The organism is Buchnera aphidicola (Floraphis choui) (assembly GCA_039830045.1).
In the GTDB taxonomy this organism is placed as follows: Bacteria; Pseudomonadota; Gammaproteobacteria; order Enterobacterales; family Enterobacteriaceae; genus Buchnera_B; species Buchnera_B aphidicola_AX.
Genome location: CP140044.1, coordinates 223,830 through 237,105, shown reverse-complemented (window position 1 = coordinate 237,105; position 13,276 = coordinate 223,830). Strand labels below are relative to the sequence as shown.

Genomic DNA, 13,276 nt, shown 5'->3' with positions numbered 1-13,276 from the left:
AAACATGAAACAAAATTTAAAAAATTTATTAAAACCTTGGATAAACATAATGAAATCACATAAAATAACTGGAATAACATCCAATAGCAAAGAAGCAACTTCAGGAAATTTATTTTTTGCTCTACAAGGAACTAAATATCATGGAAAGATTTTTATTAAAAAAGCTATCAAAAATGGAGCAAAAGCTATCCTCTATGAAACAAAAAAAAAGAAAATCATGGAAATATAATATATATAAAAAATGATATTCCAATAATTAGTTTTTTTAAATTATCTAAATATTTATTTGAAATATCAAGTAGATATTATAAAATTAATACAAATTTAACACTTATCGGAATTACTGGAACTAATGGAAAGAGCACTGTAACCAACATTATTTCTCAATGGGGTCATCTATTAAACTACAAAATAGGAATTATGAGTACTTTAGGAAATGGAATATATAATAATCTAAAACCATCTAAAAATACAACTGAATCTTCTATAAATATACAAAAATTTTTACATGAAATGTCAATTAATAATATCAGAACAATTGCTATGGAAGTTTCTTCGCATGGAATCGTACAAAATAGAATATCAAAATTACGTTTTTCTATAGCAATACTCACAAACGTTACATCAGATCATTTAGATTATCACAAAACTGTAAAAAGCTACATACAAGCAAAATTAAATTTTTTTACTCAAAACAAAATAAAAAAATTCATAATAAACATAGATGATTGTACTGGAAACAATCTAGTTAAAATGTTAAATAAAAAAAAAGTTATTGCAGTAAGTATAAACAAAAATTTTAATTGTTTGTCTTTTAAGAAATGGATTCATTCATATCATATTATACATAATACACATATAAATTATATTTATTTTAAATCTAGTTGGGGGCAAGGAGTATTAAAAAGTAAATTAATTGGACATTTTAATATTATCAATTTGCTATTAGCTCTAGCTGCTTTATTAGAACTAGGATATCCATTTGATCGCTTAGTAAATACATGCAAAAAAATAACAAATGTTCATGGAAGAATGCAAATTTTTAAAACTCCAAATAAACCATTTATTGTAATTGATTATGCACATAATGAAGATGCTTTTAAAAATGCATTACAATCTATTCGAAAAATATGTCGTAATAAAATATGGTGCGTTTTTGGATGTGGAGGAGATAGAGATAAATCAAAACGATCCTTAATGGGAAGAATGGCTGAAAATATAGCTGATACAATAATTCTAACTAATGATAATCCCAGAAATGAAAACCCAATAGAAATCATTAGAGACATTTTAAAAGGATGTCAACACAAAAAAAATATTCACATTATATTAAACCGAAAAAAAGCAATTCAATTTTCTATAACCCATGCTAATGTTGATGATTATATTGTTATTTTAGGGAAAGGTCATGAAGAATACCAAATTATAAAAAATAAAATTTATTATTTTTCTGATCATGTAACAATTAAACAACTATTGGAATAATAGATATGATTTCAGTATCTCTAAAGCAACTATGTTTAATTACAAACGGGGTTTTACACAATAAAAGTTTTAACAAAGAATATGATTTAATTTGCAATTCCATTAGTACTAATTCAAAAAACATACATCCACAATGTTTATTCATTGCTTTAATTGGAAAAAACTTTGATGCACATAATTTTATCCATGAAGCCATAGAAAAAGGAGCTATAGCAATACTATTAGAAAAAAGACTTAATATCAGTACACCACAAATAGTTGTAAAAAACACTACTATAGCTTTAGGAAAAATAGCACTATGGGTTAGAACACAAAGTAATGCTAAAATTATTGCTTTGACTGGGTCATCTGGAAAAACATCTGTTAAGGAAATAGCTACTACTATATTTAAAACTTGTGGAAAAACTTTATCAACATTTCAAAATTTAAATAATAATATTGGAGTTTCACTAACTCTACTAAATCTCAATTTATTACATAAATACGCTATAATTGAAATTGGAGCAAATAATTTCAAAGAAATTTTATACGCAACTAAATTAACCAGACCTAATATTGTATTAATAAATAACATTTATCATTCACATTTAGACGGATTTGGATCTTTGCTGGGGGTCTCTAAAGCAAAACAAGAAATTTTTTTTGGACTACCTAAAACAGGTACAGCTATATTAAATGCAGATAGCCATTGCTGGAAACAATGGAAAAAAAAAATAAAAGATAGAAATATAATTTGGTTTTCAATTAATAAAAAAAGTCAACTATTTGCAAGTAATATTTCTTTAAGTGATACAGGTTCTTCTTTTTTGTTACATTCTCCATATGGAAAGATAAATGTTAATATACCTCTATTAGGACTACACAATGTTTCTAATGCTCTAGCTGCAACCGCTATAGCAGTAGCGTTAAAAATTCCTTTAAAATTTATTCAACTTGGGCTATCTAAAATTCCAAAGATTTGTGGAAGATTAGAAGTTATTAAATTAAATAAACACAAAATTGTTATCAATGATACCTACAACTCTAATGTTGGATCAATGACAGCAGCAATTAAAGTTTTAGAAAATATGCCAGGTCACACAATTTTTATTGCTGGCGATATGTCCGAACTTGGAAAAATGAATATTTTATATCATCAAATAATTGGAAAAACTATGCATGCTTCTAAAATAAATGAAGTTATGAGTATTGGAAAACTAAGTAAAGAAATAAGTATAAATAGTAAAAAAGGAAAACATTATACTTCATTAAATGAACTAATGAATAATCTATTTAAAAAAATATATTTACATAAAAAAATAGCGATCTTAATAAAAGGATCTAGAAGTGAAAAATTAGAAATAATAGTAAATAAATTAGTTCAGGAATATAATCATGATCACACTTTTTATTAAATATTTTTTTTGCGAAAATTTTAACAAATTACCATACTTAATCTATTTCTCTATTATTAGTTTGTTTACATCATTATTTTTTTCTCTAATCTTTGGATTATATTTAATTAAAATTTTAAAAAAAAACAAAATTTATCAAACTATTCGAAATTGTGGTCCAAAAACTCATTATAATAAAAAAAATATACCTACTATGGGAGGAATACTAATATTATTATCTATTACTATATCTATTACATTATGGTCTAATCTATCAAATATATATATTTGGTACACATTAATAATTTTAATAGGATTCGGGTTAGTAGGATTTATAGATGATTATAGAAAAGTTTACTTTAAAACATCTACTGGATTACCATCTAAATGGAAATTTTTATTTCTATCTGTAATTTCAATTATTTCTATAATCATAATTTATTATGATAACCAAAATAACTTCATTCTTCAAGTTATTTATCCAATGAATAAAAATATTACAATAAATATTGGTATAATACATGTATTTTTATCATATTTAATATTAGTAGGTACTAGCAATTCTGTAAACTTAACAGATGGATTAGATGGATTAGCAATTGTTCCTATAATTTTCGTAACTTTAGGACTATATATATTATCATTAATTTCTGGAAATTTACATTATGCACAATATTTTAATATTATATATATACCTAACATTAGCGAATTAACGATTTTTTGTTCAGCTATAATAGGATCAGGATTGGGATTTTTATGGTTTAATACTTATCCAGCAAAAATTTTTATGGGAGACATTGGATCTCTACCTTTAGGAGGAGTAATAGGAATTATAGCAATATTATTGCACCAAGAAATAATATTTTGTGTTATGAGTGGAATTTTTGTTATCGAAGCTTTATCAGTAATTATCCAAATAGTATATTTTAAGTTAACAAAGAAAAAATTTTTTAAAATGACACCCATACACCATCATTATGAATTACAGGATTGTCCAGAACCAAGATTGATAGTACGAGTATGGATTATTTCTTTAATATTTACACTATTAGGTCTTATTTTAATATTTAAGGTCCATTAAAATGTATAATTATAATAAAAAAAAATATTAATTTTTGGAATGGGATTAACAGGAATTTCCTGTTTAAAATTTTTTATATCACGGAATATTTATCCTAAAATAATAGATTTTGTCATAAATCCAAAATATATCCAAACTATAATACAATTTAAAAAAATAAATTATCATACCGGTTCAATAAATTATACCTGGATTCAAGAATCTAATTTAATTATTGTAAGTCCTGGAATAGCATTATCACACCCAGCATTGGTATACGCTAATAAAATAGGTATTGAAATTATTGGAGATATTGAATTATTTGTTAGAGAAACTAATATTCCAATTATTGCTATTACTGGTTCTAATGGAAAAAGCACAGTAACCATGATGGTAAAAAGCATACTAGATCTAGCTGGATTTAAAGCACATGTAGGTGGTAATATTGGAGTCCCTGCATTAAATATATTAAACTATCCTTCAGAATTCTATATATTAGAATTATCTAGTTTTCAATTAGAAACTACTTTTAGCTTAAAAGCTAAAATTGCAATTATACTTAATATTAGTTCTGATCATATGGATAGATATCCATTAGGAATTAATGATTATATACAAAAAAAATTAAAAATCTATAATAATGCAAAATTTACTATTATAAACTTAGAAGACAACTTGTTGTCTAATGTAAAATATAAACAAAAACATTATATTACATTTGGAATTAATAAAGGAAAATATAATTTAAAAAAAATACATGATAATATTTGGCTATGTTATAACTCAAAAAAATTATTGAATTCTAACAAGTTATTAATATCAGGTCAACATAATTATGTTAACGCATTATCTGCATTAGCAATAGTTCATAATTTGAAAATAAACATTAAAATTAGTTTAAAAGCATTAAAAACTTTTTTAGGATTACCACATCGATTTCAATTAATACATAAAAAAGACAACATAAAATGGATTAATGATTCTAAATCAACAAATATCGGAAGTACAAAAGCAGCTATTAATAATATTTTACCAAACGTAAAAGGGAAAATAAGGTTAATATTAGGAGGAGATGGAAAGTCAGAAAATTTTTCTTCACTAATACCTTATTTAAAAAATAAAAAAATAATTATTTATTGTTATGGAAAAAGCAAAAATATACTCTTTAAATTATGTCCTAAAAAATCAGTACGCTTAAATACATTAAATAATGTAATGTATTGTATAACAAAAGTAGTACAACCAGGAGATATAGTTTTGCTATCTCCTGGTTGTAGTAGTTTAGATCAATTTTCTAATTTTCAAGAACGTGGAAATTTATTTATAAAGTTAATACACGAGCTATATAGATGAAATTTAAAACTTTATTATTAAATAAAATTAAAAAAACTTTAAAAACAAACAAAAAAATTGTTTATCATCATAAATTATACGATTCACAATTAGTATGGTGCACTATAATTCTATTATTAGTTGGATTAATTATGGTTACTTCTTCTTCTATGCCAATAGCTCATCATAAATATGGAGACTTATTTTTTTTTACAAAAAAAGAAATTTTATACTTAATACTAGGATTATTTTTAATGAATATATTTCTTAAAATACCTATATTGTTTTGGAAGGTACATAGTGCAAAATTTTTTCTATTTTCTATTATTACACTATTACTAGTTTTAATAATAAGTACTCCAGTTAATGGTTCTCTCAGATGGATTAAAATAAGCTTTATACACGTGCAACCAGCTGAATTATCTAAATTAGCTACATTTTGCTATTTATCTGATTACTTATCACGAAAACATAATGAAATTATTAATAGTTTTTTAGGTTTTTTAAAACCTTTAGGAATAATATGTATTATATCAATATTATTATTACAAGAACCAGATTTAGGAACGGTAGTAATTTATTTTTTAACTATATTATCTCTATTATTTATTACTGGAGCACAAATTTGGAAATTTATACCTATAATATTTATAGGAATGATAATAACTACCATACTAATTTCAATTACACCTTATCGAAGTGAACGAATATTATCGTTTTTGGATCCTTGGAAAGACCCATTTGGCACAGGTTATCAATTAACACAATCTCTAATGGCTCTAGGTAGAGGAAATATTTTTGGAGTTGGACTAGGACATTCTATACAAAAATTAGAATATTTACCTGAAGCACACACTGACTTTATATTTTCAATAATTGGTGAAGAACTAGGATATCTTGGAGCTTGTATTATACTTTTTATGATATTGTTTATTTCTTTTCGAGCATTAAATATTGGACAAAAAGCATTAAAAAATAATAACGTTTTTTCTGGTTATTTTGCGTTTTCGATCGGAATTTGGTTTATATCTCAAACATTAATTAATGTTGGAACTACTATTGGAATAGTACCAGCTAAAGGTTTAACTTTACCACTAATTAGTTATGGCGGATCTAGTTTAATAATTGTTTCTATTTCTATTGCTATATTACTTCGAATAGACTTTGAAACGCGGATAAAAAATAAATTTTATCAAGGATATAAATGAACAAAAAAAAAATAATAATCATGGCAGGAGGTACTGGTGGACATATTTTTCCTGGATTAGTTGTTGCTAATGAACTAATTAAAAAAGGATGGAATGTATTTTGGTTAGGTACTCCTCATCGAATCGAAGCTGAAATAATTACTAAAAGCAAAATTCCTATTGAATTTATTAATATACATGCAATAAAAAAAAATTTTTTTAGCATAATTAAATATATTTTACAAATGTTTCGAGCTTTATATCAAGCTAAGTTAATTATAAAAAAAATAGAGCCTGATATAATATTAGGAATGGGAGGATATATTTCTCTTCCAGGTGGATTAATATCTTTTCTTTATAAAATACCATTGTTAATTCATGAACAAAATAGAACTGCTGGATTATCTAATAAAATATTATCTAAATTATCAACTAAAATTATGCAAGCATTTCCACAAACAATATTAAACGCAAAAACAGTGGGAAATCCATTGAGAAAAGAAATTACTAATTTACCAAATCCAAATGACCGTTTTAAAAACAGAAAAGGCCCACTCAGAATATTAGTTATAGGTGGAAGTCAAGGAGCAACGATATTTAACTATATAATACCAAAAACCATTTATAACTTAAAAAGTAAAATTTTATTTTGGCACCAAGTAGGAAAAAACAATAAAGACAAAACATTAAAATACTACAAAAAACTTAAAGTTTATCCATATAAAATTACTACTTTTATTAAAGATATATCAAAAGCATATAATTGGGCAGATATAATTATTTGTCGCTCTGGAGCGCTTACAGTAAGTGAGATTCAATATATCGGATTACCAGCTATATTCATTCCATTTCCTCATAAAGATAAGCATCAATATTGGAATGCTTATCCGTTAAAATTAAAAGGAGGAGCAATAATAATAGAACAGAACTACTTTAGTACTAATAAAATAGTTGAAATTTTAAGTACAATAAATAGAAAAAAAATTATTGAAATGGCAAAAAATCTATATTCTCAATCTAATACAAATTCTACTACGAACATTGTTAATGTAATTGAAAGCACACTTAATATATACTAAAAACATATTCTTATACTTTGTTAACAAACATTAAAGAATAATCTTATATAAACTACTATGGAAAAAAATAAAACTAAACAATATAATTTTCTCACTAATATAATGCATAACATGAATCGTATTCATTTTGTAGGAATTGGTGGAATAGGAATGAGTGGAATAGCTGAAATTCTATTAAGAAAAGGATATATAATAAGCGGTTCAGATATAGTATCTAATAATGCTACAAGTAAACTAATTAATTTAGGAGCAAAAATATTTTTTAATCATTCTAAAAAAAACGTTGAAACAGCAAACATTGTAGTAATATCTAGTGCAATTCCATGTTACAATTCCGAAATTGTACAAGCAAAAAATTTAAAAATCCCTATAATATCAAGAGGCGAAATTCTCGCAAAAATAATACAAAACAAATACGGAATAGCAGTATCTGGAACACATGGAAAGACTACTACTTCCGCAATAATTTTTAACATATTTTTTGAAAGTAAATTAGATCCAACACTTATTAATGGAGGATACGTAAAAAGTATTAACAGTAATATTAAAATAGGAAAAAGTCCTTATTATATAATAGAAGCAGATGAGAGTGATGCTTCATTATTATATTTAAAACCAATTATATCTATATTAACTAATATCGATAATGATCATTTAGAAAATTATCATAAAAACCTTAACAATCTTAAACTAACTTTCATTAAATTTATTCATAATTTACCTTCATTTGGAACAGCTATCATATGCATTGATGACAAAAATATTAAAACAATAATTCCAAAAATAAATCGTAATATTATTACTTATGGGTTTAGTATAGATTCCGACGTACGAATAGAACAATATAAACAAAAAAAATTTTCTAGCTGTTTTACAATAATAAGAAAACATAAACCAAAATTAAATATTATTTTAAATATTCCAGGAAAACATAATGCTCTTAATGCAACGGCAGCAATAGCACTTGCTACTCAAAAAAAGATTAGTGATATTAACATCATTAAATCACTCAAAAATTTTAAAGGAGTTAAACGAAGATTTGAACCATGTGGAACGTTTTTATTTGATAATTCATTACAAAAAAATAATGTAATTACTATCATTCAAGACTATGGACATCATCCTAATGAAATTCTAGCTAGTATTAATACTTCAAAATCTGGTTGGCCAAAAAAAAAGTTAATAATGATTTTTCAACCTCATAGATATACGAGAACTTACTATTTATTTGAACAATTTAAAAAAGTGTTATTAAAAACAGATGAATTACTGATTTTAAAAGAATATTCTGCTAACGAAAATATAATTATAGGATCAGATAGTCTTTCTTTATATCATGAACTTTATAAATATAAAAAAACAATTACTTTTATACCTAATTATAACGAAATATTTATGACATTAACTAAAAAGCTCTCAGGTAATGATTTACTTCTAATACAAGGTGCTGGAAATATTAATATTATATTAAATAACTATATTATTAAACATCTTAAAAGATTAAATAAGAAATAATTTTATGACTGAAAAAATAGCTGTGTTACTTGGTGGTACATCTAAAGAAAGAAATATTTCTTTGTTATCTGGAAAAAACATATTAAATAACTTATTAAAATCTGAAATAAATGCGTATCCTATAGATACAAAATACTTTCCTATCACCCAATTATATCGTCAAGGATTTAGAAAAGCATTTATTGCTCTTCATGGTAAAGAAGGCGAAGATGGAACTATACAGGGAACACTAACATACCTAAATATAGCATATACAGGAAGTAAAATTTTACCGTCAGCAATTTCTATTGACAAAATGCGAACAAAATTACTATGGAATAGTGTTAATTTACCTACTGTTCCTTATTATTTCATAAATATAAAAAAATTTAAAAAAACAGCTGAAAATACACTTAAAACGAACATTCGCTCATTAGGATTGCCTTTAATTATCAAACCAAATACCGAGGGATCTAGTATAGGTATATCATTAATCTATTCGTATAATTCTTTATATCATGCATGTATGAAAGCATTTAAGTATGATAATAATATACTTATTGAAAAATTTATATATGGATCAGAATATTCTGTTGGAATTTTGGATAGAAAAACTCTTCCTATTATTCGTATACATCCAAATGATAATTTTTATAATTACTCATCCAAATATATTTCTAAAAATACAAAATACCTTTGCCCTAGTGGATTAAAAAAAAGTAAAGAACTAGAACTAATTAAAATAGTAAAAAAAGCTTGGAATACTATTGGATGTACAGGGTTAGGAAGAATTGACTTAATGATGGATAATAACAATAATTTCTGGCTATTAGAAATGAATACATGTCCAGGTATGACAAAGCATAGTTTGATACCTATAGCTGCTAAACAAGCTGGAATATCGTTGCAATCATTAGTTTCAAAAGTTTTACAATTGATCAACTAAAATTTTAACATAATACAATGTGTAAAATGAAATATAAACTATATCTTAAAAAATCATTAATTCCATTAAAGTATATCATAATACTACTTTTAGTTATCTTTATAATAACTAATAACTTTATATTAATAAAATTATCAAAACAATTCTCAAAAAAAAAATTATCTAATGTAATAATCACAGGACCATTTGACTCTTTAAATCAAAAAGCAATAAGAAACTTTATTTTCTCATTAAAAAAATCATATAATTACTTTTCTCCATACGAAACTGATATAAAAAACAAATTAGAAGCATTTTATTTTGTAAAAGTAGTTACAATTAAAAAACAATGGCCTGACAAAATATTAATACATATCATAAATACTACGCCTATCGCATATTGGAACGATAAATATATATTAAATGAAAACAAAACATTATCTAATACTTTAAAAAAAAAATCAAATATTAGTAAAATTTTATATTTTTATGGACCAGAAAGCAATAAAGAAGAAATCTTAAGTAATTATAATACAGTGAAAAATATACTTCAAGAAAATAATATCATACTAAAATCTATTTCAATAACACCTCAACATACATGGAAATTAATCATTAAAAAAAATATTGTAATCATTTTAGGAAAAATAAATAATATTTCACAATTGAAACAATTAACATATATTTGGAAAATTTTAGAAAACGAAGAAAAAGTAAAAAGAAAAAAAATAAAACGTATTGATTTACGATATAAATCAGGTATAGCAATAGAATGGAAATAATTAAATAGGTCGAATTATGATTAAAGAAAAAGACAAAAACTTAATAGTTGGACTAGAAATTGGAACTACTAAAGTAGTTACTTTAGTAGGAGAAATTTTAGTAGACGGTATTATTAATATCATTGGAATAGGTATTTGCCCATCGTATGGAATTAACAAAGGAGTAATAAACGATTTAAAATCAATCATAAAGTGTATAAAAAAATCTATTAGTCAAGCTGAAAATATGGCAGATTGTCAAATTTTTTCTGTATACTTAGCATTATCTAACAAATACATTCACTGTCAAAACGAAATAGGAATTGTTCCTATATCTTCAGATGAAATAACGTTAGAAGATATAAATAACGTAATACATACTGCAAAATGTGTACGAATACGTAACGAACATCATATTTTACATATTATTCCACAAGAATATTCTATAGACAAACATGTAGGAATAAAAAATCCAATTGGACTATCAGGAAAAAGAATAAAAGCAAAGGTTCATTTAATTACATGTCATTCTGAAATAGAAAAAAATATTATTAAAGCAGTAGAAACATGCGGATTAAGAGTTAATCGAGTAATTTTTTCGGGATTAGCTTCTAGTAAGGCAATACTAACAAAAGATGAACGTCAATTAGGCGTATGTATGGCAGATATTGGAGGCGGAACAATAGATATCGTCATATATACAAACGGAATATTACAATATAGTTGTGTAATTCCATATGCTGGAAACACCGTAACTAATGATATATCTTACGCATTCAATATTCCTTTTATCAAGTCTGAAGCAATAAAGATTCAATATGGACATGCAATAGAAACTGTAGATACTGGAAAAGAACCCAAAAAAATAGAAATATCTAATATTAACAATAATTCTATAAAAACACTTAAACAAAACGTACTAACAGAAATTATCGAACCAAGATATACTGAATTATTAAGTTTAATAAATAAAACAATATTAAATATACAAGAAAAGCTTAAAAAATCAAATAGTCACTATACATTTGGAGCAGGAATAGTATTTACTGGTGGGGCGTCTAAAGTAAAAAACTTAAAAGATAGTGCTAAAAAAATATTTAATATGCCTATAAGAATAGGTCAACCAAAAAAAATTAGTAGTCTAATAAACAATATTGAAGAAACCCACTATTCTACTGCAGTAGGATTATTGTATTATGGTAAAGAACACTTTCAAAATCAAAAAAAAGATAATATATCTAAAAATATTTTTAAAAAATGGTTTCAATATATCAGTTATTGGATAAAAAAAGAATTTTAATAATACAAAAATTAACAATGGATATAAATTTATGTTTGAACCTGTAGAAAAAAATAATGACGCAATTATTAGAGTAATTGGTATAGGAGGAGGTGGAGGTAACGCAGTAGAAAATATGATTCAAGAGCAAATTGAAGGTGTAGAATTTTTTGCTATTAATACAGATACACAAGCTTTACGAAAAATAGAAGTAGAAAAAACTATACAAATTGGCAATCATATAACTAAAGGATTGGGAGCTGGAGCTAATCCCAAAATCGGGCGCGATGCAGCTGAAGAAGATAGAGAAAATTTAAGATCAATATTAGAAGGCGCAGATATGGTGTTTATAGCAGCTGGGATGGGAGGAGGAACAGGTACAGGAGCAGCTCCAGTAGTTGCAGAAATAACAAAAGAACTAGGAATTTTAACAGTAGCGATAGTTACTAAACCTTTTAATTTCGAAGGTAAAAAAAGAATGGCATATGCAGATCAGGGTATAGAAGAACTATCGAAATACGTCGATTCATTAATTACCATTCCTAATGATAAATTATTAAAAGTATTAAATAAAGGAATTTCTTTATTAGATGCTTTTAGTTCAGCAAATGACATTCTAAAAGGGGCAGTACAAGGCATAGCAGAACTCATAACTAAACCTGGATTAATAAATGTAGATTTTGCTGATATACGAACTATAATGTCTGAAATGGGATATGCTATGATGGGAACCGGTATATCTTCTGGAGATAATAGAGCTAAAGAAGCAGCAGAAATTGCTATTTCTAGTCCATTATTAGAGGATGTTGACTTATCTGGAGCACAAGGAGTATTAGTAAATATTACTTCCGGATTAAATATGAAACTAGATGAATTTGAAACTATAGGAAATATAATTCGATCATTTGCTTCAGATGATGCTACCGTAGTAATTGGGACGTCTTTAGATACAAAAATGAATGATACCTTACGAGTAACAGTAGTAGCTACTGGGATTGGAATAGAAAAAACATCTATAGATACATATCTTACTAAAAATACACATTTTAAAAAATCACCCGTTAAATTTGAACACGTCCATCATGATTTTTCAAACGTTCAAGAACACATAATTAAGACAAAACAAAATAAAATCCAAAATAATACTAATACATTATTAAAAAAAGATAATATAGATGACTTAGATATTCCTGCTTTTTTGAGGAAAAGATCTAAATAAAATTTTTAACTATATTTTATAACAGATAGTTAAACTAAATATTTAAAATATACTCAGTAATATGTTTAAGTATACTTATAAA

General features: G+C 25.1%; 12 protein-coding genes. All 12 read left to right on the top strand.

What is annotated here, in order from left to right:
- Positions 1-4: 4 nt before the first annotated feature.
- The 12 genes from UAT33_01025 (at position 5) to ftsZ (ending at position 13,194) form a co-directional block, all read left to right on the top strand.
- Positions 5-229 (top strand): Mur ligase domain-containing protein, encoded by a 225-nt coding sequence (locus UAT33_01025; protein XBC44034.1) that lies wholly within the window; start codon positions 5-7, stop codon positions 227-229.
- Positions 226-1,485, top strand: a complete 1,260-nt coding sequence (locus UAT33_01020; GenBank protein ID XBC44100.1) for a UDP-N-acetylmuramoyl-L-alanyl-D-glutamate--2,6-diaminopimelate ligase — start codon at positions 226-228, stop codon at positions 1,483-1,485. The genes UAT33_01025 and UAT33_01020 overlap by 4 nt, the downstream gene beginning before the upstream one ends.
- Positions 1,486-1,490: 5 nt before the next feature.
- A complete protein-coding gene (gene murF, locus UAT33_01015) occupies positions 1,491-2,879 on the top strand; it encodes a UDP-N-acetylmuramoyl-tripeptide--D-alanyl-D-alanine ligase (protein XBC44033.1) in 1,389 nt (462 codons plus the stop codon).
- Positions 2,860-3,939 carry a phospho-N-acetylmuramoyl-pentapeptide-transferase gene (gene mraY / locus UAT33_01010; GenBank protein ID XBC44032.1) on the top strand — a complete coding sequence of 360 codons (1,080 nt, stop codon included), beginning with the start codon at positions 2,860-2,862 and terminating at the stop codon, positions 3,937-3,939. The genes murF and mraY overlap by 20 nt, the downstream gene beginning before the upstream one ends.
- 39 nt (positions 3,940-3,978) lie before the next feature.
- A complete protein-coding gene (gene murD / locus UAT33_01005; GenBank protein XBC44031.1) occupies positions 3,979-5,271 on the top strand; it encodes a UDP-N-acetylmuramoyl-L-alanine--D-glutamate ligase in 1,293 nt (430 codons plus the stop codon).
- On the top strand, positions 5,268-6,458 hold the full coding sequence (gene ftsW, locus UAT33_01000) for a cell division protein FtsW (protein ID XBC44030.1): 1,191 nt from the start codon (positions 5,268-5,270) through the stop codon (positions 6,456-6,458). The genes murD and ftsW overlap by 4 nt, the downstream gene beginning before the upstream one ends.
- Positions 6,455-7,516 (top strand): undecaprenyldiphospho-muramoylpentapeptide beta-N-acetylglucosaminyltransferase, encoded by a 1,062-nt coding sequence (gene murG / locus UAT33_00995; GenBank protein XBC44029.1) that lies wholly within the window; start codon positions 6,455-6,457, stop codon positions 7,514-7,516. The genes ftsW and murG overlap by 4 nt, the downstream gene beginning before the upstream one ends.
- 111 nt (positions 7,517-7,627) lie before the next feature.
- The gene (gene murC, locus UAT33_00990; protein ID XBC44028.1) at positions 7,628-9,031 is read left to right on the top strand and encodes a UDP-N-acetylmuramate--L-alanine ligase; all 1,404 of its coding nucleotides are present in this window, start codon (positions 7,628-7,630) and stop codon (positions 9,029-9,031) included.
- Positions 9,032-9,035: 4 nt separating this feature from the next.
- On the top strand, positions 9,036-9,956 hold the full coding sequence (locus UAT33_00985) for a D-alanine--D-alanine ligase (protein ID XBC44027.1): 921 nt from the start codon (positions 9,036-9,038) through the stop codon (positions 9,954-9,956).
- A 26-nt stretch (positions 9,957-9,982) separates the two neighbouring features.
- Positions 9,983-10,717: a cell division protein FtsQ/DivIB gene (locus tag UAT33_00980; protein XBC44026.1), complete on the top strand. Its 735-nt coding sequence runs from the start codon at positions 9,983-9,985 to the stop codon at positions 10,715-10,717.
- A 16-nt stretch (positions 10,718-10,733) separates the two neighbouring features.
- Positions 10,734-11,996 carry a cell division protein FtsA gene (ftsA, locus tag UAT33_00975; protein ID XBC44025.1) on the top strand — a complete coding sequence of 421 codons (1,263 nt, stop codon included), beginning with the start codon at positions 10,734-10,736 and terminating at the stop codon, positions 11,994-11,996.
- A 31-nt stretch (positions 11,997-12,027) separates the two neighbouring features.
- On the top strand, positions 12,028-13,194 hold the full coding sequence (gene ftsZ, locus UAT33_00970; GenBank protein ID XBC44024.1) for a cell division protein FtsZ: 1,167 nt from the start codon (positions 12,028-12,030) through the stop codon (positions 13,192-13,194).
- Positions 13,195-13,276 lie beyond the last annotated feature (82 nt).

Bases quoted from the DNA above. Each gene is read 5' to 3' on its own strand.
- UAT33_01025 (XBC44034.1), top strand. From the start codon at position 5: ATGAAACAAAATTTAAAAAATTTATTAAAACCTTGGATAAACATAATG.
- murF (XBC44033.1), top strand. From the start codon at position 1,491: ATGATTTCAGTATCTCTAAAGCAACTATGTTTAATTACAAACGGGGTT.
- mraY (XBC44032.1), top strand. From the start codon at position 2,860: ATGATCACACTTTTTATTAAATATTTTTTTTGCGAAAATTTTAACAAA.
- murD (XBC44031.1), top strand. From the start codon at position 3,979: ATGGGATTAACAGGAATTTCCTGTTTAAAATTTTTTATATCACGGAAT.
- ftsW (XBC44030.1), top strand. From the start codon at position 5,268: ATGAAATTTAAAACTTTATTATTAAATAAAATTAAAAAAACTTTAAAA.
- murG (XBC44029.1), top strand. From the start codon at position 6,455: ATGAACAAAAAAAAAATAATAATCATGGCAGGAGGTACTGGTGGACAT.
- murC (XBC44028.1), top strand. From the start codon at position 7,628: ATGAATCGTATTCATTTTGTAGGAATTGGTGGAATAGGAATGAGTGGA.
- UAT33_00985 (XBC44027.1), top strand. From the start codon at position 9,036: ATGACTGAAAAAATAGCTGTGTTACTTGGTGGTACATCTAAAGAAAGA.
- UAT33_00980 (XBC44026.1), top strand. From the start codon at position 9,983: ATGAAATATAAACTATATCTTAAAAAATCATTAATTCCATTAAAGTAT.
- ftsA (XBC44025.1), top strand. From the start codon at position 10,734: ATGATTAAAGAAAAAGACAAAAACTTAATAGTTGGACTAGAAATTGGA.
- ftsZ (XBC44024.1), top strand. From the start codon at position 12,028: ATGTTTGAACCTGTAGAAAAAAATAATGACGCAATTATTAGAGTAATT.